The 23,231-nt window shown below is 63.5% G+C and carries 18 protein-coding genes; 6 read left to right on the top strand and 12 right to left on the bottom strand.

Going from position 1 to position 23,231, the window contains the following annotated elements; genetic code table 11:
• Nucleotides 1–18: 18 nt before the first annotated feature.
• The 6 genes from IRI77_RS24430 to IRI77_RS24455 form a co-directional block, all read right to left on the bottom strand.
• A complete protein-coding gene (locus IRI77_RS24430; protein WP_194447617.1) occupies nt 19–1,392 on the bottom strand; it encodes a TolC family protein in 1,374 nt (457 codons plus the stop codon).
• A complete protein-coding gene (locus tag IRI77_RS24435) occupies nt 1,392–1,973 on the bottom strand; it encodes a TetR/AcrR family transcriptional regulator (RefSeq protein WP_194447618.1) in 582 nt (193 codons plus the stop codon). Before IRI77_RS24435 ends, IRI77_RS24430 begins: the two co-directional genes overlap by 1 nt.
• Before the next feature lie 118 nt (nt 1,974–2,091).
• Complete coding sequence (gene cydB, locus IRI77_RS24440) at nt 2,092–3,141, bottom strand: cytochrome d ubiquinol oxidase subunit II (protein ID WP_194447619.1); 1,050 nt, start codon at nt 3,139–3,141, stop codon at nt 2,092–2,094.
• Nucleotides 3,141–4,475: a cytochrome ubiquinol oxidase subunit I gene (locus tag IRI77_RS24445; protein ID WP_194447620.1), complete on the bottom strand. Its 1,335-nt coding sequence runs from the start codon at nt 4,473–4,475 to the stop codon at nt 3,141–3,143. The genes cydB and IRI77_RS24445 overlap by 1 nt, the downstream gene beginning before the upstream one ends.
• Nucleotides 4,476–4,547: 72 nt before the next feature.
• The gene (locus IRI77_RS24450; protein WP_194447621.1) at nt 4,548–5,456 is read right to left on the bottom strand and encodes a VWA domain-containing protein; all 909 of its coding nucleotides are present in this window, start codon (nt 5,454–5,456) and stop codon (nt 4,548–4,550) included.
• Nucleotides 5,457–5,488: 32 nt separating this feature from the next.
• A complete protein-coding gene (locus IRI77_RS24455) occupies nt 5,489–6,385 on the bottom strand; it encodes an RluA family pseudouridine synthase (protein ID WP_228486296.1) in 897 nt (298 codons plus the stop codon).
• A gap of 32 nt (nt 6,386–6,417) precedes the next feature.
• Here IRI77_RS24455 and sppA point away from each other — a divergent pair, with 32 nt between their 5' ends.
• Nucleotides 6,418–8,184 carry a signal peptide peptidase SppA gene (sppA, locus tag IRI77_RS24460; protein ID WP_194447622.1) on the top strand — a complete coding sequence of 589 codons (1,767 nt, stop codon included), beginning with the start codon at nt 6,418–6,420 and terminating at the stop codon, nt 8,182–8,184.
• Nucleotides 8,185–8,749: 565 nt separating this feature from the next.
• Here sppA and IRI77_RS24465 read toward each other — a convergent pair.
• The 5 genes from IRI77_RS24465 to IRI77_RS24485 all read right to left on the bottom strand — a co-directional run bounded on the left by IRI77_RS24465 (nt 8,750) and on the right by IRI77_RS24485 (nt 14,244).
• The gene (locus tag IRI77_RS24465) at nt 8,750–9,931 is read right to left on the bottom strand and encodes an IS481 family transposase (protein ID WP_228486229.1); all 1,182 of its coding nucleotides are present in this window, start codon (nt 9,929–9,931) and stop codon (nt 8,750–8,752) included.
• 352 nt (nt 9,932–10,283) lie between these two features.
• Nucleotides 10,284–10,490: a VOC family protein gene (locus tag IRI77_RS24470; RefSeq protein ID WP_194447623.1), complete on the bottom strand. Its 207-nt coding sequence runs from the start codon at nt 10,488–10,490 to the stop codon at nt 10,284–10,286.
• Nucleotides 10,491–10,878: 388 nt separating this feature from the next.
• Nucleotides 10,879–11,253, bottom strand: coding sequence for a VOC family protein (locus tag IRI77_RS24475; RefSeq protein ID WP_194447624.1), 375 nt, complete (start codon nt 11,251–11,253; stop codon nt 10,879–10,881).
• A gap of 25 nt (nt 11,254–11,278) precedes the next feature.
• The gene (locus IRI77_RS24480; protein ID WP_194447625.1) at nt 11,279–13,717 is read right to left on the bottom strand and encodes a serine/threonine-protein kinase; all 2,439 of its coding nucleotides are present in this window, start codon (nt 13,715–13,717) and stop codon (nt 11,279–11,281) included.
• The gene (locus tag IRI77_RS24485) at nt 13,714–14,244 is read right to left on the bottom strand and encodes an ECF-type sigma factor (RefSeq protein WP_228486297.1); all 531 of its coding nucleotides are present in this window, start codon (nt 14,242–14,244) and stop codon (nt 13,714–13,716) included. Before IRI77_RS24485 ends, IRI77_RS24480 begins: the two co-directional genes overlap by 4 nt.
• Nucleotides 14,245–14,330: 86 nt before the next feature.
• On the opposite strand from IRI77_RS24485, the gene IRI77_RS24490 reads away from it, so the two are divergent.
• Both IRI77_RS24490 and IRI77_RS24495 read left to right on the top strand, forming a co-directional pair.
• Complete coding sequence (locus IRI77_RS24490; RefSeq protein ID WP_194447626.1) at nt 14,331–16,244, top strand: hypothetical protein; 1,914 nt, start codon at nt 14,331–14,333, stop codon at nt 16,242–16,244.
• Nucleotides 16,245–16,283: 39 nt separating this feature from the next.
• The gene (locus IRI77_RS24495) at nt 16,284–17,669 is read left to right on the top strand and encodes a hypothetical protein (protein ID WP_194447627.1); all 1,386 of its coding nucleotides are present in this window, start codon (nt 16,284–16,286) and stop codon (nt 17,667–17,669) included.
• On the opposite strand, the gene IRI77_RS24500 is transcribed toward IRI77_RS24495, so the two are convergent.
• Nucleotides 17,651–18,373, bottom strand: a complete 723-nt coding sequence (locus IRI77_RS24500; protein WP_194447628.1) for an NIPSNAP family protein — start codon at nt 18,371–18,373, stop codon at nt 17,651–17,653. The genes IRI77_RS24495 and IRI77_RS24500 overlap by 19 nt on opposite strands.
• An 82-nt stretch (nt 18,374–18,455) precedes the next feature.
• Between IRI77_RS24500 and IRI77_RS24505 the strand changes: the two genes are divergently transcribed.
• The 3 genes from IRI77_RS24505 to nusA all read left to right on the top strand — a co-directional run bounded on the left by IRI77_RS24505 (nt 18,456) and on the right by nusA (nt 23,199).
• On the top strand, nt 18,456–21,131 hold the full coding sequence (locus tag IRI77_RS24505) for a bifunctional YncE family protein/alkaline phosphatase family protein (protein ID WP_194447629.1): 2,676 nt from the start codon (nt 18,456–18,458) through the stop codon (nt 21,129–21,131).
• A gap of 109 nt (nt 21,132–21,240) precedes the next feature.
• Nucleotides 21,241–21,717, top strand: coding sequence for a ribosome maturation factor RimP (locus IRI77_RS24510; RefSeq protein WP_194447630.1), 477 nt, complete (start codon nt 21,241–21,243; stop codon nt 21,715–21,717).
• A 51-nt stretch (nt 21,718–21,768) separates the two neighbouring features.
• The gene (nusA, locus tag IRI77_RS24515; protein WP_194447631.1) at nt 21,769–23,199 is read left to right on the top strand and encodes a transcription termination factor NusA; all 1,431 of its coding nucleotides are present in this window, start codon (nt 21,769–21,771) and stop codon (nt 23,197–23,199) included.
• Nucleotides 23,200–23,231 lie beyond the last annotated feature (32 nt).

Consider the following 23,231-nt stretch of genomic DNA (forward strand, 5'->3'; position numbering starts at 1 on the left):
TTGGGGCTCCCCATATACCTATTGCTTTCCTTCCGGGAAGAGGACATCCACGTTCTTTTCAATGCCGCCCATGGCCCGGGCCAACTGCGCCCGCGCCAGATTGTAGGAGTACAGGCTCGAGATGAAGTTCTCGTTCGCGGTAGCCACCGCCTCCTGCGCCTGCACCACTTCCAGATTGTTCGTGACACCCGCCGCGAACCGGTCCCGCGCCTGCTCCGACTGCTGCTTGGCCAGCGACACGGCCGAGCGGTTCACATCCAGTTGCTCCGCCGTCGACTTCAGGTCCAGCAGCGCGCTTCTCAGCTCAAAGGCGATCTGCCCGCGCAGACTGTCCAACTGGGCCCGCTCCTTCGCCAAAGCCGCCTGCGCCTCCAGCACCTCACCCTTCACCCGGCCGCCCTGGAAAATGGGGATGTTCACGCCGACGCCCGCCATGAACGTGCCGTGCATGTTCACCGGACTCTTGCCCAGCACACCGTAGTCGCCTGTGAACCCCACCGACGGCAGATACCCGGCCGACGCCGCGCGCGCTGACAACTCAGCGGCCTTCACCCGGCTCGACAGGCTCAGATAGTCCATCCGACCCTCATACGCCCGGGTCAGTGCCTCTTCCATGGCCGGAGCCGGCGGTGTCGCCTCCGGCATGACATCGGCCAGCCGGATCTCCTGCCCATCCGGCAGCCCGATCGCCCGGCCCAACGACAACTTGCTCTTTTCGAAGGAGTTCCGCGCCGCGATCAGCCGTTGCCTCTGCGCCTGCAGTTCCACTTGGGCACGCAGTACATCGATGCCCGGCACCATGCCCTCTTTCTTGAAGTCAACCGCCTGGTCATAAAGCGCTTGCGCCGCCGCGACCTGTGCCTCTACAGCCTCGATCCGGCTCGATTCCGAGTTCGATTGCAGGTACAACGCGGCCACCACCAGCGCCACCGTATCCCGCGCGTCCTTGTAAGACAGCTCCGACGCCTTCTGCGCCGCCACGCTCGCCTGCGACCCGCGCAGCGACCGGAAGTTCAGAATCGTCTGCGACACCGTCGCCCGCGCGTCAAATACGCCAAACGGTCCGATGATCGACCGGATCCCCGGGAACGAATCGAAGCCGAAGGCCGCCAGGTTCACCTGCTGCGAGGTCTCGGCCACCCGGCCGTTGATGTTCGGCAGCAACTGGCTCAACGCCACCAGCCGTTCGCCCCGCGCCGCTTTGGCCGACTCTCCGGCCAGCACCGACCCCAGGTTGTGCTTCAGCCCGCGCGCCACCGCCTGTTGCAGCGTCAGCGCCATTGGTCCGGCCGTCGCCTGCCCCTCAGGCACTGCGCCCAGAAACGGATTCTGCTGGGCCGCAACCGACCCCGCCAGCAGCCCGCCCAGAATCGCTAAGTGTATGCCCCTCATCAGTTGGAGATTCCTTTCCAGGCCAGGTCCGTCAGTGTCTCCACGTCTTCGTCCACGCTGGTTCCGGTGGGCAGCATCAGGCGCCGCATCATCGTCCCCTTCGCCATGTCGTAGATCGCCGACGCGATGGTCGTCAGGTTCGAGGCGCGGATCTCCCCCGCCTCCAGGCCTTCCCTCAGCACGGCCTCAAACGCCACCAGGTTCTTCAGGTAGAGATCCCGGAAGTCCTGGCACAGCGCCACCGGGTGCATGATGTTGCCGAACTCAGAGTGGTAGATCAGGAAGAAATCACGGTTCTCTTCCAGGTACTGCAGGCGCGTCTGGAAGAACGCCCGGATCTTCGCCCGGAACCCCGCCACCGCACCCATGCGCTGCACCGTCAGGACGCCCAGTTCCTCGGCGCCCTGCATCAGCGCGGCCAGGTAGACGTCTCGCTTCGACGGGAAATAGAGGTACACCGTGCCCTTCGACAGCCCCCCCGCTTCCGCGATCTGGTCCATCGTGGCGTCGTTAAATCCCTTCTCCGCAAAGACTTTACGCGCCGCGCTGAGGATCTCAGCGGTGCGAAAGGCGGAGAGCACTTCGTGTTTTGTTTTGCCTTGTACGGCCATAATGACTGACGAGTCATAAAACCGACCCGTTAGTTACTAGACTGTACGATCTGGTCAACTGATTCAACCCGCAGCCGAAAGATGGCCACTAATAGGGCTGTTGCGAGTCCTTCGAAACCTCCACCCGGCCCTTGTAGTGCTTGCCGATGAAGCCGAAGTAGAAGAATGACAGTACGAACGCCACCGGCCACCACCAGGCCGCCGCCCACAGGCTCGCGGGATCGGCTGACCCGTTGTAGACCGTGATCGAGTGCTTCGCGTCCAGGGTCGAGTGCAGGATCACCGGGAACAGGCTCACCGCGGCTGTCGCCAGCAACCCCGCGATGAAGGCGATCCCGCCCAGGAACACGCGCGCTTCCTGCCCGTACCGCAACCCTGTGCCGATCGCCCCGGCTCCGCCCATCACCACCGCGACGGTCAGCCAGGCCAGCGGCCGCCCGGCTATCCCTGAGAACAGCTCCGGCCTCACCACGGCCGTCATGCCCGTCACCACCGCCAGCAGCACGGCCACCGCCAGCCAAAGCCGGCCGGCCAGGCGGCGGCTGCGGTCATGCACGTCGCCGGTCGTCTTGAGCGTCAGGTACGAAGCGCCATGGGCCGCCAGGGTCACCACGGTGAACACCGCTACCGAGACCGTGTACCAGTCCAGGATCCCGACGCTGCCCTCTACCCCGAAATGGGTGAACAACGGCAGGCTGAGCTCCGCCTCCGGACCCAACGGCATCCCCCGCACGACATTCCCCAGCGCCGCTCCGAACAGCACAGCCAGCAGCGTATTCGACACCACAATCACGAAGTCCCAGAACGACCGCCACATTCCGTCGTCGATGTGACCTCGGAACTCCAGCGAAATCCCGCGCAGCACCAGAGTCCACAGCACCAGGAAAAGAGCCAGGTAATAGCCCGGAAACGCGATCGACAGCACCCGCGGAAACGCCACGAACAGCACGCCGCCCGTCGCCACCAGCCACACCTCGTGCCAGCTCCACAGCGGACCCACGGCCGCAATCAGCACCCGCCGCTCGTCCTGGTTCTTCGCCACCAGGAAGTGGAGCATGCCTGCCCCGATGTCCCACCCGTCCAGGATCACGAAGAACGTGATCATCAGGCACAGAACGCCAAACCATGCCTCCACCATCAGAGCACCTCCGCCGCGGGCGGGCCGTGCATCACTTCCCGGCCAACCAGATACAGATACAGCAGTCCAACGACGAAATAGAGCCCGGTGAACCCAATCAGGGTAAACAGCACGTCGCCCGAGTTCACGGCCTTGCTATACCCTTCGCTGGTCCGGAACAGCCCGTAGATCAGCCACGGCTGCCGCCCCAGTTCCGCCGTCATCCAACCCGCTGTATTGGCGATGAACGGGAACGGGAAAGCCAGCATCAGCACCCACAGCATGGGCCGCGCCGTCTCCAGCAGCCCGCGCCAGCGCAGCAGGTTCGCCAGCCCCATCAGTCCGATGAAGATGGTGCCCAGCCCGGCCATCACGTGAAACGCATAGTAGAGTAGTTCGATATTCGTGGGCCAGGTGTCTTCGGGAAACGCCGCCAGGCCCTGCACATTGCTGTGAAAGGTCCCGAAGGCCAGGAAGCTCAGCATGCCCGGCACGCGGATGGGATTATCCAGCCGCCGCATCTTCACATTGGGCTGGCCGATCAAGGTGATGTCGGCCATCGGCCCGGTCTCGAAGCGCCCCTCCATCGCGGCCAGCGCGGCCGGCTGATGATGCGCCACCAGCTTCGCCTGCGCGTCGCCTGTCGGGAACGCCACCAGCAGGGCCGCCGCCAGTCCGATCGCAGTGCCCCACCGCAGGTAGAGCCGCGCCTGTTCGGTATGTTCCGTTTTCAACAGGTAGAACGCGCCCACCGCGGCGATGACGAACGAGCCCGTCACCACCGCTGCCGCCTGGTTATGACAGAACTGGATGAGTGCCCACGGGTTCAACAGATACTCGCTCAGGCTGCCGATCTTCAAAGTGCCGTCCGCCGCCACGGCGTAGCCGGCCGGATGTTGCATGAAGGCATTGGTCACGATAATGAAATAGCCGGAGATCCAACTGCCCAGGGCCACGCCCAGTGCCGCCAGGAAATGATTCCGCGGCCCCAGCCGTTTCTCGCCCCAGACCAACGCGCCGATAAACGCGCTTTCCAGGAAAAAGGCGAACATTCCTTCCATCGCCAGCGACTGCCCGATCACGCTGCCGGAGTACTTCGAGAACGACGCCCAGTTGGTGCCGAACTGAAACTCCATCGGGATGCCGGTCACCACGCCCACGGCGAAGTTGATGCCGAAGATGCGGGCCCACAACCGTGCGGCCGCACCATACTGCGCATTGCCCGTGCGCCAGTGAAGATATTTCCAGAAGACCAGGAACCACGCCAGGCCCATGGTCAGCTGGGGAAAAAGGTAGTGATAAACGATAGTGAATGCGAACTGCAGGCGATGCCACAACGCAGGATCGCCGGTCATGATCGAACGAATCCCCTCATGCTTCCATTTAAGCGCGAAGGGATGTCAAAGGTGCGAACACTGCGCCGGCTGTCAGGCCTTGGGCGCGTAATAGCCCTTGCGGGCGCGCACCACCAGATCCTTGCGCTCCCGCACCTTGATCTGCACCGGATGGTACAAACCGTCGGTCTTCAGCGGTTCCGGCCGGAACAGGATGCTGTACTGCGACCGCAGCTCGTTCGCAATGTTCTCGAAGTCCTGCGACAGGTCCTCTGCCTTAAACGGGAAAAACGCCAGGCCGCCCGTCTCCGCCGCGAAGTATCTCAGAATCTTGTCGCCGCTCGTCTCGCTGTGCGTCGTGTTCGTCGAGATGGAGTACACCACCACTTCCGTCTTGTGGACCATCTCCAGCGCCTGGTCACGCGTGTAGTGGGAGTTGTTGTCCTCGCCGTCGCCCACCATGATCAGCGCGCGCCGGAACTTGTGGCGCGGCTGTTCCTTGTCCAGGCGGTCGCGGCAGCACAGGAAGATGGAGTCGTAGAACGCCGTGCCTCCGCCCGGCCGCAACTCGCGCACCTTCTTGTCGAGCACGTCGGCATCGTCGGTGAAATCCTGAACAATGCGGGTCTCCGTATCGAAGCTGTACACCACCGCTTTGTCGACATTCTTGCGGACGACGCTCTTTAGGAACTGGCCCGAAGCCTCCAGCTCAAAGCGGAACCGGTCGCGGATCGAATTGCTGGTGTCGATCAGCAGCCCGATGCGCAGGGGCAGGTTCGTCTCCGCAGCGAATTCCAGAATCCTCTGCTTCTTCTTCTCTTCGTAGACTTCGAAGTCGTCCCGCCCGAGGTTGTTCACAAACCGCCCCCGTTTGTCGGAAACGGTATACAGCAGGTTGACGCGCGTGACGTCGAACGTGATGGTCTGGTTGGAATCGGCGACCTGCTGGCCCAGGGCCGGCAGGCAGGAAGCCAACGACAGGAATGAGCGTCTCGTCGTCATAAAACCTCGGTTCACCTTCAATACCACCTTGATTATAAGAGCCGTTGTTTCCAAGCCTCAAGCTCAGCCGGCACCGGCGCTTCGATTGTCACCTCCTCGCCCGTCGCCGGCGAGGTGAACGTAATGCGCCACGCATGCAGCCACGGCCGGTTCTCCGGAGCCGCCGGAGCCCCATACAGCGGATCCCCCGCCACCGGATGCCCCAACTGCGACAGGTGCACCCGGATCTGGTGCGTCCGCCCCGTCCCGATCAGCACGCGCAGCAGCGTATGGTGCGGCAGCCGCTCCAGCACGTAGTATTCCGTGTGCGCTTCGCGCCCCTCTTCCAGCCGCGCCGTCATCTTCGTCCGGTTCACCGGATCGCGGGAAATCGCCGTATCAATCCGCCCCGCATCCCTTTTGACGTGCCCCATTACCAGCGCCAGGTAAACTTTTTTCACCTTGCGCCCGGCAAACTGCGCTGACAGATTGCGGTGCGCGGCATCCGTGCGCGCCACTAGCATCACGCCGCTGGTCCCTTTGTCCAGCCGGTGCACGATGCCCGGCCGCAGCTCACCGCCCAGGGTCGAAAGCGATTCGAAGTGGTGCAGCAGCGCGTTCACCAGGGTGCCCGATTCATTCCCCGCTCCGGCATGCACCACCAGCCCGGCCGGCTTGTTGATCGCCAGCAGGCTCTCGTCTTCATACAGGATTTCCAGCGGGATGTCTTCCGCAAAGGCGCGCAGCGGCTTCAGTTCGGCCGGTTCCACTTCCACCGTCTCGCCGGACCGCAGCTTCCAGGAAGCCTTGCGGCTCTCCCCGTTCACCTGCACCCGGCCCTCTTCCACCCACGACTGCAGCCGCGCCCGGCTGAACTCCGGCAGCCGCGTCATCAGGAAATGGTCGAGCCGCTGGCCCGCGTCGCCCTCACCGATCAAAAAGCTATGCACCCTTTCCAGCGTACACTGGGGCAATGAGAAGGATGATCGGGCTGACACTGGCGATTATTGGCGGATTTGTGGTGGTGCTCGGGTTTCTGGTCGTTCTGATTGCCTTCCTGGCGCAACGCAATGTAGCCAAGGTCGCCCAGAATACGATCGTCGAACTCAACCTGGAAACGAACCTGATGGAGCAGGCGCCGTCCGACGCCCTCTCGCAATTCCAGAACCGCGGCGGCACCACCCTGCTCGACATTGTGCTCGCCCTGGAGAAGGCTTCGCTCGACCCAAAAGTGAAGGGCTTGATCGTCCGCGTCGGTTCTTCCCCCCTCATGCCCGCGCACGCCCAGGAGATTCGCGACGCCATCCTCGCCTTCCGCAAATCGAAGAAGTTCGCCATCGCCTATGCCGAGGATTTTGACGGCGAGAACTCCGGCCTGACGTCCTACTATCTCGCCTCCGCCTGCGACGAAATCTGGCTCCAGCCCAACTCCGATTTCGGCGTCGCCGGCATGCGGTTCCAGGTGCCCTTCATCCGCGGAGCCTTCGACAAACTCGGCATCGCGCCGCGCTACGAAGGCCGCAAGGAATTCAAGAACGCCATCAACACTTACCTGGAGAAGGAATTCACGCCCGCGCACCGGGAAGCCGAACAGCGCCTGCTCGATTCCAGTTTCTCCGTCATGGCCCAAGGCGTGGCCCAGGGCCGCAAGCTCACCACCGAGGCCGCCCGGCAGGCCCTCTCCGAAGGACCCTATCCCGGCGATCGCGCCCTCGCCCTGCACCTGATCGACGGCCTGGCTTACCGGGACGAGGTTTACGAAAAGGCCAAAGTCCGCGCGGGCAAGAACGCCAAATTGCTCTGGCTCGGAGCCTACGACAGCCGCACCGACGACCTCCACACCGATGGCAAACGCATCGCCCTCATCTACGGCTCCGGCGACATCGTCTCCGGCCGCAGCGGCTTCGATCCCATGAACGGCACTGAGTCCATGGGCTCCGACACCGTCTCCGCCGCCTTTCGCAAAGCCGTCGACGACAAGGACGTGAAGGCCATCATCTTCCGCGTCGATTCCCCCGGCGGCAGCGTCGTCGCCTCCGAAACCATCTGGCGAGAAGTGCTGCGCGCGCGGCAGGCGAAGAAGCCGGTCATCGTCTCCATGTCGGCCCTGGCCGCTTCCGGCGGCTACTACGTCGCCATGGGTGCAGACCGCATCATCGCCCAGCCCGGCACCATCACCGGCTCCATCGGAGTCTTCACCGGCAAGATGTACACCCGCGCCCTCTGGGAAAAGCTGGGCGTCTCCTTCGACGCCGTCCAGACCGGCCCCAATGCCGGCATGTACGACGGCTATTCCGACTTCACGCCCGAACAATGGGCCGTCGTCCGGGGCTCCCTCGACCGCATCTACTCGAACTTCACCCGCAAGGTAGCCGAAGGCCGCAAACTGCCGCTGGCGCGTGTCGAGGAGATCGCCCGCGGCCGCGTCTGGAGCGGTGAAGATGCACTGGCCCGGGGCCTGGTCGACGAGCTGGGCGGCTTCCCCGCCGCCATCCAGGCCGCCAAGAAGCTTGCGCATATTCCTGAAAAGGAAGACATTGAGCTGCGCATCTACCCGCCGGCCAAAGGCCGCATGGAAGCTCTCCTGGCCTTGTTGAACGGTGAGGGCGAAGATAGCAGCGATCCCCGCGACGAGGCGATGCTCAGCCTGCTGCGCAGCGTGCAACCCATGACCCGCATGATGCACCGCCTGGGCCTCACCCAGCGCCGTCAAGGGTGGCTGCGGATGCCGCCCGTGGGTGTCGAATAAATTCCTGATAGGGTTTTCCCGCCGATCCCGCGTTCCAGAGTGACGAGATATTGAATCGGAGGAGACCACCCAGGTATCCGCGGAGGGGCGGATGCCGGGTGGATGCCTTCTTTTCTCACGAACCGCGCACGTCAGTAAGCGGGCGCCGGCACCCCCGGACAACCGGAAGTGCGCCACCCTTGCACCCGTGGAGGAGCGGGTGCGGGATGGTTGTACCCGGGTCCAGTCATCAACTGTCACCTTCGACCGGCATCGTTCTCCCGCTAGCCGCCGCAAAAAACCGCCGAACCTGAATTCCCAGCCAGTCAAACACGCATCCGTCAACCCGAAGGGCAGCGTCTCCCCGTGGTCCCCCCTACGGCCGCGGACATGGGTGACAATCTGGTCTACCGACATGGGTAACAGTCGTCGCGGGGGCTTGTCTGATCGCCTTTCGCGATTCTAGCCGGATTCGTACGCCTGTGGAAATGTGGGAATCGCGTAGCGATTTCCAAGCGCGGTGGGAAGCGAGGGAATCCTGTTTTTGGATTTCCTCGCTTTCCACGGTGCGTCATTTCCATGGGCCTTACTCAGCGGCCGGCACCGCCGCGGATTCGTCGTCCTGTTGCTCCAGCGCCTTCGGCTTCTTCCTCATAAACCGATTACGCTCTATGTCCAGCCAGCCGAGCAACAGCATGCCGTAGAACACTTCGAAATAGCGATCGTCAACCTGCCGCAGTCCAAGCAACTGACGCGCAAAGATCTCGCTGATGAAAATCCTCTGATCCTTGTAGTAGAGATCTCCGTGATTCTGGATCCGTCGTAGCACGAGCCCTGCCGGGTACTCCACCTCCGGGATCCGACGTGGCATCGGGCGCAACGACGGCTGATAGTGTTTTGCCGGCGTATCGTAGTCCAGGGCTTCATGGGGCCGCTGCTCGTTGTAGATCCTTTGAAAGTCGTGAAATCGCTTCTGCTGCTGGCGCGGGTTGGCCGCCGGCGGATTCAGCGTGTCCTGTTTCAACGTCCGATGCATGCGCTCGTGGCGGCCGTTTTCCTGCGGTGAGGCCGGTGCTGTGCGCTCCGGCAGAATGCCCAGCCGAACCCAGCGCATCGACAACCGACTGAGTCCGCCAGGCGCCCGCGTCGAAAACGGCGTGCCATTGTCCGTACGAATCACCTCCGGCAGACCGTACTCTCGAAACGCCGCCTCGAAGATCGCAGCCGCATGCTTTCCATCCGTCTTCGGCGTAATTTGGCAGCGCAGCAAGTACCTGCTGTGGGCGTCCGTGATGGTCAATGGATCGCAACGCACGCCATCACCTGTACGGAACCAACCCTTGAAGTCCGCGCACCACGTCCGATTGGGTCCATCCACGGACGCAAAGGGCTGCCCGAAGGGCGGCGTCCGCAAGCGTCGCTTTCGTGTGACACTCAGACCCGCTCTTTTCAGGATCATGGCGATGGTGCTGGGCGCCGGCCAGTGCTTCCTCTCCGGCTCCGCCTCGGCCAACTTCCTCAATAGCTTGCGCGGGCCCCAGTTCCACTTCCGCCGCTCAGCCAGGATGCGCTCTATGACTTCCTGACTGACTTCCTGCGGGCTGGTATGAGGCGCCCGGCTGCGGTCCTGCAAACCGGCCACGCCTTCCTCCTCTCGACGCTTGATCCACTTGTGGACCGTCTTTCTCGATACGCCATAGGCTTCCGCCAGTGCGGTCACGGTCTCGCCTTCGTCGTACTCCTGCAATAGTTGAACCCGTTGGTCCATTGCTCTGGTCTCCTTCCACGGCATCGACACTCATCGTGCCGTACCGATAAGGCGGATCAGATCTCTTGCGCCGCTGATCTGTGTTACCGATGTCGCCGGTCCAATTCGTTACCTATGTCCGCGGACCGTACCCCAGCCTTACCCCCGGCGCAAGCCGGGGGCCCGCCGCAACAACGAAGCCACTTCCAGCTCAATCGGAAAAGCCCCAGAAAACTTCTGTTCGAAACCGCGACGCGACCCACCGGGCACCCAAGCCGGGGGCCTCCGCAAAGCCCCGAATCCAACCCCGTAGGACGGCGGACCCCCTGGTCCGCGCGGGATCCCCCGATCCCGCCCCCGTCCCCCCCCCAACTCACAAATCAAACGCCGTAGCATGCTTCGGCTGATACAGCCCCAACGCCCCTCCGCTGGGCAGCATCAGCCGGGTCAGCCTGCCCCAGCGCTCTTCCTGGACCGGCGCTAACTCCACTCCACGGGCGCGTAACTCGCCCATCGTGGCCTCCAGGTCGTCGCACATCAGGTAGACCTCGGCCGGCAGCAGCGAGCCATTCTTGGGCAACCTGCCGCAAGCCTCCGCAAAGCCTCCCCAGCCTTACCCCCGGCAGCCGGGGCCCGCCGCAACAACGAAGCCACTTCCAGTCCCAACCCAAAAACCCCCAGAAAACTTCTGTCCTAACCGCGACGCGCCTCTGGGCAACCCAATCCGCAAGCGTCCGCAAAGCCTCCCCCAGCCTTACCCCCGGCGCCAGCCGGGGGCCCGCCGCAACAACGAAGCCACTTCCAGCTCAATCGGAAAAGCCCCAGAAAACTTCTGTTCGAAACCGCGACGCGACCCACCGGGCACCCAAGCCGGGGGCCTCCGCAAAGCCCCGAATCCAACCCCGTAGGACGGCGGACCCCCTGGTCCGCGCGGGATCCCCCGATCCCGCCCCCGTCCCCCCCCCAACTCACAAATCAAACGCCGTAGCATGCTTCGGCTGATACAGCCCCAACGCCCCTCCGCTGGGCAGCATCAGCCGGGTCAGCCTGCCCCAGCGCTCTTCCTGGACCGGCGCTAACTCCACTCCACGGGCGCGTAACTCGCCCATCGTGGCCTCCAGGTCGTCGCACATCAGGTAGACCTCGGCCGGCAGCAGCGAGCCATTCTTGGGCGCGGTCCCCGTGGTGTCGGCTGGATGCACGGCCGTCTCCGCCGGCGGCAACTGGAAAATCAGCCAGCCATGCCCCGCATCGACAAACGGCATTCCCAGCGATTCCCGTAGAAAGGCGCGGTCCGCCTCGGCATCGCGGCTGAAGAAAAGTACATGGGCTCCAGAGAACATGCAGCGAGTGTAAACCCAGAACCCGCTAAATGTGACCCCGGCAGCGCGCGATTCCCGCCAAAGCCTCCCGCCGCATGCGGGCCGGGTCGAAGTCGCCCGGCAGCCGGTCACTCATTGGCAGTGCGCGGAAGTCGGCGTCCGCCCAGGTATAAGCCTGCAAAGCGCGCGTCCAGTTTTTCCGGCGCACCTGCGCATCACCCAGATTCAGCGCGGCCCAACCGGCGTGCAGCCTCAAGTCGTGGTTGTCCGGCGCCTGCCGCAGCTCGGCCAGCAACCTCCGCCGCGCCTCACTTAGCAGCTCAATCGCCCGCTGCGCATTCCCAGCGTCCAGATAAGCCGGAGCCGCCGTGATCATCAGCTTCGCCAGCTCGATCCGTGCCCGGAAGTCGGACGGATCCTCGGCTGCGAGCTCCTCCTGGATGGCGAACGTCCTCTGGTAGTCCTCCACGGCGGAGCGGTTGTCCTTCAGCATGTGGTGGATCCACCCCATCTCCACGAGAACGAAGGAGAGTTCCATGCGGCCCCGCGTGTTGCGCGGCATCGCCTCCACCAGCTTCTTCTGCAGTTGCTCCGCCTGGAGAAAGTGCCGCAGCGCAGCTCCAAGGTCGCCCGCCTGCTGGCTGGCGCGCGCCAGGCTGCTGTGGCAGCGGGCCAGCGCACGCAGCATGCTCGCGTCCGATGGATCCTTCGCCAGCAACTGGGTGTAGGCGGCGATCGCGGCATTCCATAGCGGAATCGCGTCCGGCAATTTGCCGTCCATCCCGGCGTCATAGGCGATACGCACCTTGTACAACGCATCCAGCTCCGGGCGGTCCGGGTAACGCCGCGACCTCGTCCGCATCAGCCCCGTCAGTTCGGCACGCAGCGCGTTCCAGCCCTTCGCGTCGCCCTGGATCTCGTAGATGTCCGTAAGCCCCGTATCCGCATCCACCAGCAGCCGCTGCGCCTCGTCGTTTTGCGAATCAGATCTCAAATAGGCGAGCAGCAACTCACGCGCATGGCGGAAGCTGTCCAACGCTCCATCGAAATCGCCCAGGTTCGCCCGGCTCTGGTGACCCTGGACATCGCCGATCTTGAGGTACGCCGCCGCGATCTCCAGTTGCAGTTGGCGATTCTTGCCGCCGGTGGTCTCCAGTTCCCTCAAGTAGTGCAGCGCGCGCTCCACCAGCAGCTTGCGCGCCGGCGTGGAGCCGGGCAGGTCCGCAATCGCGTCGTGCAGCTCGTAAATCACGGTGCGCGCCAAGCCCCGGGCCTGCTGGAACCGCAACTCGCTCTGCCGCCACTGCCACAGGATCGCGGCCATGAAGATGGAAGCGGCCAGCACCGCCGCCGCCGAGACCGCCACGCCCCAGCGATGCCGCCGGACGAACTTGGCGGTGTTGTAGGTGAAGGTGCCGCGCGAGGCCCGCACCGGCAGGCCTAGCAGATGGTTCTCGATGTCTTGCCGGAACTCCTCCACCGTGGCATAGCGCAGCTCCGGCTCCTTCCGCAGCGCCATCAGCACGATGTCATCCAACTCCTGCGGCAACTTCACCAGATGGCTGGGCGGCTTAGGCTCTACCTCGCACACCGCGCGGTAGGTCTCCAGTGGCGAGGTATCCACGGCGGCGTACGGCCCTTGGCCGGACAGCAGTTCATACAGCACCACGCCCAGCGAATAAATATCCGTGGCCGTCGAAAGCGGCTCGCCGCGCACCTGCTCCGGGCTCGCATACGCCGGGGTCAGAAGGGTTGAGGTCGTTTGCGTAGTGGTCGTGCCGACGGCCTCGTCAAAGACCTTGGCCAGCCCGAAATCGAGCAGCTTCGGGTTGCCGGCCTCGGTCACCAGGATGTTCGCCGGCTTGATATCGCGATGGATCACCAGATTGCGATGCGCGTGCGCCACCGCGTCGCAGATCCGCATGAACAGTTTCAGCCGCTCGTCGACCGTGTAGTCTCTGGCCCGGCAGTATTCGATCACCGGCCGGCCTTGAATATACTCGAGGACGTAGTAAAGGCGCCCGTCCGCCGTCGCGCCGCCATCCATCAAAGCGGCAATGCCCGGATGCCGCAGGCTGGCGAGTATCTGCCGTTCCCTTCGGAACAGCTCCGCCAGGCGCGCCGCACCCGCGCCGGAGCGCATGATCTTCACCGCCACCTGCTGCGTATACGCGCCGTCGTCGCGCACGGCCAGATAGACGATCCCCATCCCGCCTTCACCCAACTCGCGCAGAATCCGGTAGGGTCCCAGCCGCTTGGGCGGTGCATCAGGCACCGGCTCCGGCCCCGCCTCCATCTCTGACCAGCGCGTCACCGGCAGCCTCTCCGCAGCCTCGGGTTCGTACCGCAGATATGCCTCGACCTCGGCTCGCAGGGCGGCATCCCCCGCGCACACGTCATCGAGATAGGCCGCGCGCCGGTCCGGCTCCAGCTCGAGTACGGCCGCCAGGATGTCCTTGATCTGGCTCCAGCGCTGGTCGATCATTTGCGCCGCGCCTCGCTGACGTGGCGCAGCAGCCACAGACGCGCCGTCGCCCACTCACGGTGAATGGTGGCCACCGAAATCCCCATCGATTCGGCAGCCTCCTCGGCCGTCAACCCGCCGAAGAACCGCAACTCCACCACGCGCGCCTGCTGCGGATCGATCTCCTCCAGCCGCCGCAGCGCCCGGTCCAGATCCAGGATCTGGACCTCCGGACCGCGCAGCATCGCATCGCCGTCGTCCATCGGCACCCGGATCAGCCCGCCCCAGCGTTTAGCCGCGCTATGGCTGGCGGCATGGTCCAGCAGGATGCGCCGCATCATCTGCGCCGCCAGGCCCAGCAGTTGCGCGCGGTTCCGCCAGTCGATGCAGTGCTGCCCCGCCAGTCGCAGATACACCTCGTGCACGAGGGCAGTCGGCTGCAGTGTGTGGTCGCGCCGCTCGCCATACATCTGAGCGGCCGCCAGCCGCTTCATCTCCGCATAGACGGACTGCATCAGCTCATCCAGCGACGGGCTCGAGTCAGGCATCTGCGAATATCGTATCCGAAACTACTTATTTGTTGAGAAGATTCCCGGCCCGTTGCCGCGTTCCGCCCTAGGAAGCCTGCATCCCCATGAGAAAACTCTCCCCCTCTTTCGCCGTCCTCGCTCTCGCCCTTGCCTGGCAATGTCCCGGCCAAGCCGTGTTCCATCAGAACCTGGTGGTGAACGGCGGCGCCGAGAACGGCGAGGGCGCCACTGGTATCAACGACCCCGCGGTAAGGCCCATCCCTGGCTGGACCGCCTCCGGCAGCCTCACTGTGGTCACCTATGGAGCCAACAGCCTTCTCGCCGCCGGTGATCCCGGGCCGCAGAATCGCGGGCTGAACTACTTCTCTGGAGGGCCGGGCGGAGGCGCTTCCACGGCTCGCCAGACCATCGACCTGTCCGCCCTCGCCACCGATATCGATGGCGGCCGCGTCCGCTTCTACCTCAGCGGATTCCTCGGCAGCGCCGATGGCTGGGATTCTCCAGTGATCCTGAAGGCGGCTTTCCGCAATGCCGCCGGCGAGGTGCTGCTGACGTCGTCCGTCAATGGGCCCTCGGCTCTCGAGAAGAACTACACCCCCGAACTCATGAACTCAGCCATGAGCGGCTACCTGCTGCCGAATACCCGCAGCGTCGACCTGCTGTTGGACATGACCGCCCCCAGCAGCGCGTTCAACTACTTCGGCGCCGACAACCTGTCGCTGATCCTCCGGCCAGAGTCTGTCACGGGGGTCAACCTGGTGGTGAACGGCGGCGCCGAGACGGCCGAAACCTCCGACGGCCTGATGGGCTATGGCTATCAGATGCCCGGCTGGACCGGCACAACCGACGTCTACGCCAGCCCCTATGACGACACCTCGTGGGAGGACGGCGCTTCCCTTCCGGCCGATCGCGGAAAGAACCTGTTCTATGCTGCCGGGCAACGCTCCATCGCCCTCCGCCAGACCGTCGATCTCACCCTGCTGCGCTCACTCATTGAGGCCGGAGCGGCAAACTACCGCTTCAGCGCCTGGCTGGGGACCTGCGCCGGCTGTCTCGACTCGGCCTCGGCTAAGGCCGAGTTCCTCAATGCGGCCGGGGAAATCATCGGCAGCGCGCCGCTGGACGCCGTCGGTGCGGCCGATCTTGGAGGCAAGGGTGGCCTGCTCCAGCGCCAGTCCGACGGAACCATGCCCGCCGCCGCCCGCCAGATCGTCATCACCCTGCAGTTTGTCAGCAACGATCCGCTGCAGTTCTTCGCCTACGCCGATTCGGTCTCGTTCGTGATCAAATCGCCGGCCACCGGCCTGTCCATCCAAAGCGGCGGAATCCTGAACTCGGCCAGCGTAGCCGGCGGCGCCGTGGCTCCGGGCGAGATGGTCACAATCAGAACGACAGGTGTCGATCTCGAGAGCATCGTGCGCATGCAGTTGACGCAGGACGGGCGGGTCAGCACCAGCCTGGCCGGAGCGAAGCTCTACTTCGACGGCACCCAGGCGCCGCTGTTATACGTGAACTCCAGTGAGATTGCCGCGATTGCCCCGTTCGATCTGGCCGGCAAAGCAAAAGCCGACGTGCGGATCGACTACAAAGGCGTACAGTCCAACACGGTCAGTATCGATGTCGCGGCGACCGCTCCCGGCCTCTTCACCCAGGAAGGGACCGGCCAGGGAGTTGGCCTCATCTATACAGACGGGTGGCAGTTGGTCTCCGCCGCCAATCCGGCCGCCAAAGGTTCAGTCGTGACAATCATTTGGACCGGAGGAGGCCAGACGGATCCGGGCGGCGTCGACGGCCGCATGGAGACCCAGTCGCTGCCTAAACCCAATGCAGGCGTGTCCGTAAAGATTGGCGGACAGGCAGCGGAAGTGGTGTACACCGGAGCCGTGCCCTACTCCTGGGCCGGTCTGCTGATGGCGCAAGTCAAAGTACCGTCAGGAGTTGCCACGGGTGTTGTGCCGGTACAACTGACCGCCGGAGGCTCGACCTCGCAATCAGGGGTGACGATGGTAGTGAAGTAGCGGCTGCGGGCTCGGCACAGGTTGCGCCACAATCTACGTATGGTCAAGCGCGCCGTCTGGATCGGAATAGTCCTATTGCTCGTGGCCGCGCGCTTCTGCCATCTCCATGTCCTTTGGGTGGAAGAGGCTTATCCAACGGCCGCGGCTCTCGAGCTGCTGCGCGGCAAGGTCCTCTACCGGGACATCTGGTTCGACAAGCCGCCTTTCTTTGCAGGGATTTACATGCTGTGGGGGGCCCAGATCGGGTGGGGCCTCCGCGTGGCCGGATCGCTGTTCGCAATCTTTACTTGCTGGGTCGCTTCGCGTTCGGCGCGTGTGCTGTGGGGTGAGAAGACGGAGCTTTGGGCCGCCGGGCTGATGGCCGTATTCCTCACATTCGACACGGCTTCCGCGGTCATGGCGCTCACGCCGGACCTGCTCACGGTGCCTCTGCACATGGGCGCGATCGCCTTGGCGGCGGCGGGCTTTCCGCTCTGGGCGGGGGTTGTGGCCGGCATCGCCATCCTATTCAATGCAAAGGGTTTGCTCATCCTGCTGGTGTGCCTGGCCTGGAGCTGGCCCCGGCGGCTGGAACTGCTCGCTGGTTTTGCGGCTCCTGTTCTTATCGCATTGACCTGGATGGGTTTACGCGGCTCGCTGGTCGATTTCTGGCAGCAGGTCTGGGCCTGGGGCGCTGTGTATTCGCGAGACACCAACATCCCCCACCCGATGCTCGAAGGGGCGAAGAGAACCCTGAACTGGGCGGGCTTTCACATTGCCCTGGTGGTCGCCACCTGCATCACCGCCTGGAAGGAAGAGGACTGGCGATGGGCGGTCTGGCTGATCGTTTCGGTCGCCGGGGTGTTCCTTGGACTGCGGTTTTTCCCGCGGTATTACTTCCACCTTTTGCCGGTGTTTGTGCTGCTGGCTGCCCGTGGATTTACGCTTTTTCCGCGGCGGTTCGCGATCCTGGCGTCATTCCTGCTCATTTTGCCGGTGGCGCGGTTCGGACCGCGGTATGTGGCCCTGGCGCAGGACAAGCCTTGGGGCGACCTGCTGCTGTTCCGGAGCTCCCAGGAGGCCGCCAACACTTTGAAAGCAAAGGCCGCTCCGGGCGATACGCTACTGGTTTACGGCTACCGTCCGGACCTGTTCCCGCTCAGCGGCCTGCCGGCCGGGACCCGGTTTTTGGACTCCCAGCCGCTGAATGGAGTGCTGGCCGACCGGCATTTGATCAGCGCCAAGGTCAGTTTTCCAGAAGTCGCATCGACAAATCGCGATATGTTGATGCGAAGTCCGCGGCCCACGTGGATTGCGGACGGGCTGGGTCCCTACAACGGCGTACTGGATGTACGCGTCGTTCTCAAGGACCTCATGAAGGACTACCGGCTGGAAGCCGAGACTCCGGGCTACCGCCTCTGGCGGCTTCAGCGCACCGGCGAATAGGCCGTGCCTTTGAAGAGCGAGATCTGCATGATGCTGGAGATCTGACCCGCCTTGGCGATGGATTCCGCCCGCGCCTTGATCCAATCCGGATCGGCTCCGAAGGCCGCCCAGGCTTTTTCGCGCGCGGCGAGGTCGTCGAACGGCGTCAGGTAGACGAGGTTCGGCTTGCTGGGCCCGATCAGCGTGGAACTGTACAGCACCGGATGGATTCCGTTGCGGTGGAAGATCTTGATCTCGGGACCGGCGAAGCGTTCGTGCAGTGCCTTCAACTGCTTCTCGGTGGGCGAATGGTAGAGGCGAAGCTCGAAGATGCGCGGCTTGCCGGGTGTGGTGGCTTCGAGCGGTGGCGTGTACGGAGCGGCCTCCAGGAGTACTTCGGAGTAGCTCTCGTAGGGCGGCTCGTCCCCCGCTTCCCATTGAGAAAGAGCGGCTTGCAGCTTCGAGTCCGCACTGAGCTTCTTCCGCGCGTCCCGCATTTCGTCGATGGAGGCATAGGCGCTGATGCACGCGATCTGCGGCATGTGCGGAGCGGCGACGGCCTCCAGGACAAAGCGCGGTCCGGGCACGCCTAAGCGGGCCGAAGCCTCAATCGGGCCGTTTTTGAGGTAGTCGGCAATACGGGCAGCTTGCGTGCCATTCTTGAGGTAGTACTGTTCGAGCAGGTAGTAATGGGGTGCGGATTCTTTGCCTTCGGCTGGCAGCATGGCAGCGACTCCCACGGATTGAATGAACGTTCGGCGTTGCACAACGCCTCCTTGCTTTGACAGGCTATCAGAAGAGTCACCGATGCGTTTTCTGATTCTGATTGCGGCCGCCAATATGGCGCTCTGGGCGGCAGAGTATCGCACGCCAGCCGGGATCCGGCCGGCGGCGCGCAGGCCCGGGGCGGAATCCGTACTGCCCGGCGGCCGGATGATCGCTCCGCTGGGGCGGCAGTTCATGACGGGTCCGGGCGCGTACGGCATCGCGATCAGTCCCGATGGCAAGATCGCTGTTTCGGCCAACGGCGGGCGCGGCAACTTCTCCTTGAGCTTCCTCGACATGACGTCGGAGCCGTGGCAGGTCCGCCAGGTGAACGCCCAGCGCAAGGAAGACAAGGGCGACGACGACGATAAGGACTGGCGCAGTGTTTTCATGGGCCTGGCGTTCGTCGAGGATCGCAGGCTGTTCGTCTCCGAGGGCGGAAGCGGGCAGGTGCGGCTGGTCTCGGCGCCGGGCGGCCGGACGCTCGAAGTGCTGCAACTGAACCAGGGTTCCTGGAAGGACAGCTACTCGGGCGACCTGGCCTATGACAGCGACAAGCGGCTGCTCTACGTGGTGGACCAGGCCAACTTCCGCGTCGCCATTTTCGACACCCGCAGCCGCAAGCTGGTCTCGTCGGTCCGGGTGGGCCGGCTGCCGTTCAAGATCGCGCTATCCGCCGACAAACGCAGGGTTTTCGTGACCAACCTGGGCATGTTTGAGTACAAGGCCGTGCCCGGCGCCGATCCGAAGGACGCTCCGCGGACCGGGTTGCCGTTCCCGGCGTTTGGGTTCCCTTCGCCCGAGGCGGAAAACGGCGCGAAGCGGGCGACCGCGGCCGGCGAAGTGGATGTGCCCGGCCTGGGCGACCCGAATGCGCCGGAGTCGAACTCCCTCTGCGTGGTGGATGTGGCGGATGCGGCGGCGCCCAAGGTGGAGCGCTTCGTGCGCACCGGCGAGCCCTTTGGCCCGGGCAGTTTGGGGGGATCCAGTCCGTCCGGCATCGCCATGACCGGCACGACGATCTACGTCTCCAACGGGAATCAGGATTCGATCACGGTGATCGACTCGCAGTCGTGGCGGGTGACGGGCCAGATTCTGCTGCGCATTCCGGGATTGGAAGCATTCCGCGGCGTGCTGCCGGTGGGTTTGACCCTGGATGTTCCCAATGGGCGCCTGCTGGTGGCCGAGGCGGGCATCAACGCAATCGGGGTGGTGGACCTGGGTACAGGGAAGGTGACGGCGCATATGCCGTCGGCCTGGTTCCCGACGGCCGTCCAGGTGGACCGGGGCCAGATGTATGTGGCCAGCGCCAAAGGACTTGGCACCGGGCCGAACGCCACCAAGACGGGTCCGCTGGAGCGCAGCTTTCAGGGTGAGATGCGGACCGGCGCGATCAGCGTTTACCCTTCGCCGCTGAACCGGGTGCTGCCAATCTATACCGAGCGGGTCATGAATCTGAACGGGTTCCTGGCCAGCCGGGAGCAGCCGCGGCCGATGCCGATGGAGATCCGGCACGTGGTGATCATCGTCAAGGAAAACCGGACCTTTGATGAAGTGTTCGGGGACATCGAGGACGATTCGACGGGTTCGCTGCGCAGCGCTCCGGAGTTGGCGCGATTTGGGCGGCGCGGCTGGGTGATTCCTGAACCGGGCGCGCTCAAGAGCCGGCTGGACAAGAAGTTCTACAACATCACGCCGAACCATCATGCGCTGGCGTCGAAATACGCGTTCAGCGACAACTTCTACGCGGACAGCGAAGTGAGTGTCGATGGACATCATTGGCTGGTGGGCTCGTACCCGAATACGTGGGTGGAGAGTACGCTTGCTGGGGCTACGAAGGAGTTCCGGTTTCCGACGAATGCTCCGGGCCGGTTGTCGAATCCGGGCAGCAACTCCAGTGTCCATCCCGAGGATCAGTTGGAAGCCGGCGCCTTGTGGCATCACCTGGAGCGGAACGGCATTACTTTCAGGAATTTCGGGGAGGGCTTCGAGCTGGCCGGGAATGTGGAAGATCCGGACGAGAAGCCGACCGGCGCGCGGTTCCTGACGAACATGCCGATGCCGGATCCTTTGTATCGCAACACGTCCAGGAACTATCCCGGCTACAACACGAACATTCCGGACCAGTTCCGCGCCGAACAGTTCATCAGGGAGATCGATGAACTGTACGTAAAGACGGGCAAAGACCTGCCCCGGCTGATCTTCATCCACCTGCCGAACGACCATATGGCGAAGCCGCGGCCGGAGGACGGGTACCCCTTCTCGCCGTCCTATGTGGCCGACAATGATTACGCTTTGGGCCGGATTATGGAGTACTTGAGCGGCACGAAGTGGTGGCGGAGCATGTCGGTTTTCATCACCGAGGACGACGCCCAGGGTGGGGTGGATCATGTGGATTCGCACCGCACGGTGTTCCTGGTGGCGGGTCCGTTTGCGCGCCGGAATTACGCTTCGCGGACCAACGCCAGTTTTCCCGCGTTGTTGAAGATGACCTTCCGTTTGTTGGGGATCCCGCCGCTGAACCTATATGATGCGACGGCGGCGGACCTGTCGGACTGCTTCACGAGTGTGCCGGATTTTTCGGCTTTTGATCCCATCCGGCCGGAGCCTGACATTTTCGTTCCGGAGAACGCGAAGGACCCGGCGGACCCGAAGCCGGCGCCGAAAATGGACGACCCCGAAGTACTGCGCGAGCAGCACCGCCGGCAAAAGCCATGATTAGGCGTACCGGAACCGCTGGTGTATACTGAAATTTAGCGAACCATGGAAGTGGGCGAAAGCCCACTTTTTTATTGGTTGGTACTGTTTCAGCAAAGCAGGAACCGAGATGGCGGGCAGCAACCGGGAAGCCCTGGTCGGGAAGATCACCGAAATTGCCAATCGCGTTGCACAGCGCGAGGGGCTTGAGGTGTGGTCTCTCGAGCTGCTGGGAGCGGGCCAGAGCCGGATTTTGCGCATATTCATCGACAAGCCCGAAGGGGTGTCGCTGGCTGACTGTGAGACAGTCTCGCATCAGGTGGGCGCCATTCTTGACGAAGAGAACTTCATTCCAGGTGACTCCTACCAATTGGAAGTGAGCTCGCCCGGAGTTGAACGCAAGTTATACCGTCCGGAGCATTTCACACGGTTTGCCGGCAAGAAAGCGCGCCTTGCGCTGCGTGAGCCGGTAGAGAACCAACGCCGCTGGGACGGCGTGCTGGCCGGCTATGAAGACGGTTGTGTGGTGCTCGAGACGGGCGTGGACAAAGCCATCCGGGTCCGGATGGAACAAATCGAAAAGGCAAATCTGAAATTCGAGTGGTGAAGGCGCCCGGTTTCGTAGGGCAGCCAATCAGTCGGAAGGGGAGCGTACAGCTTGGCATCCATTTATCAGTCCATTGAAATCCTGAGCAAAGAGAAGGGCATCGATCCTCAGATCGTGCTCGACGCGGTGAAGGACGCCATGCTTGTGGCCGCTCGGAAACAGTTCAAGTCCACCGACGATCTGGTGGCTGACCTGGACGAGAAGACCGGCAACATCATCATCTATTCGGTCAAGATTGTAGCGGATCCGGTGACGGACGCGACCAAGGAAGTAAGCCTGGCGGAAGCGCGGCGCTATGACAAGGCCGCCGAAGTGGGCGCGGTGATTCGATTTGCGAAGCCGACCGAACTATTGGGCCGGATTTCGGCGCAGACCGCCAAGCAGGTGATTCTGCAGAAGGTTCGGGAAGCGGAGCGGGAGAATATCTTCGCGGAGTATTCCGGCCGGGTGGGCGAGCTGGTGAACTGCACAATCAAGCGTGTGGAAGGTCCGGACCTAGTAGTAGACCTGGGCAAGACGGAAGCGCGGCTGGGCAAGAAAGAGCAGTCGCGGCTGGAGAACTTCTCGGTGGGCGAGCGTGTGCGGGCGGTGATCCGCAGCGTGGACAAGACCGGCAAGAATGCGGGCGTGATCGTATCACGCGCGGCGCCGGAGCTGGTGATGCGCCTGTTCGAGCAGGAAGTGCCCGAAATTTATGACGGCACGGTAGTGATTCGTGGATGTGCCCGGGAAGCCGGTGAGCGCACCAAGATCGCCGTGCTGAGCCGTGACCGCGATGTGGACTGCGTGGGCGCCTGCGTGGGCATGAAGGGCATGCGCGTGCAGTCGATTATCCGCGAGCTGCGCGGTGAAAAGATTGACATTATTGAGTTTAGCGACGATCCGGTGGTGTTCGCGACGCATGCGTTGAGTCCTGCCAAGATCTCGCGGGTAGCGATCATCGATTCCGTGGAAAAGCACATGGAAGTGATCGTGGAAGACTCACAGCTTTCCCTGGCGATCGGCAAGAAGGGTCAGAACGTACGGCTGGCGGCGAAGCTGCTGGGCTGGCGGATTGACATCAAGACGGAAGAAGAGAAGCGGCAGGAAGTGGAAGCGCACATGGCGGCGCTTTCGGCCGGGACGCCTCTTTCGGTCCTGCTGGATCATCAGTTGCCGGAACCGGTGTTGGAGCTCCTTTTGGTGGGCGGCATCGGGACGGTGGAGAAGTTGGGTTCGATGACTCCGGAGGAGCTTGAGTTGATTGCGGGCATTGATGCGTCGGTGGTGGAAACCATTGGTGCCTCAGTGAACGCCTTCTACAATCACCTGGACGCGCCGGCGGGGGAACCGCAGGCGGAGGAACAGGTGGAAGCAGTGGCCGAACCGGCTGTGGAAAACCAGCCGGAGAGTGAGCTGGCAAACGCGCCGGCCGTCGTGGAACAACCAGTGGCGGATGAATCTGATACGATGGGAAACTCGGGTCTTCCTGTCGAGCAGTAGTCTGAACTGGCCACGGGGGGCGGAGCAAGGAG

Source organism: Paludibaculum fermentans, from assembly GCF_015277775.1.
GTDB lineage: Bacteria > Acidobacteriota > Terriglobia > Bryobacterales > Bryobacteraceae > Paludibaculum > Paludibaculum fermentans.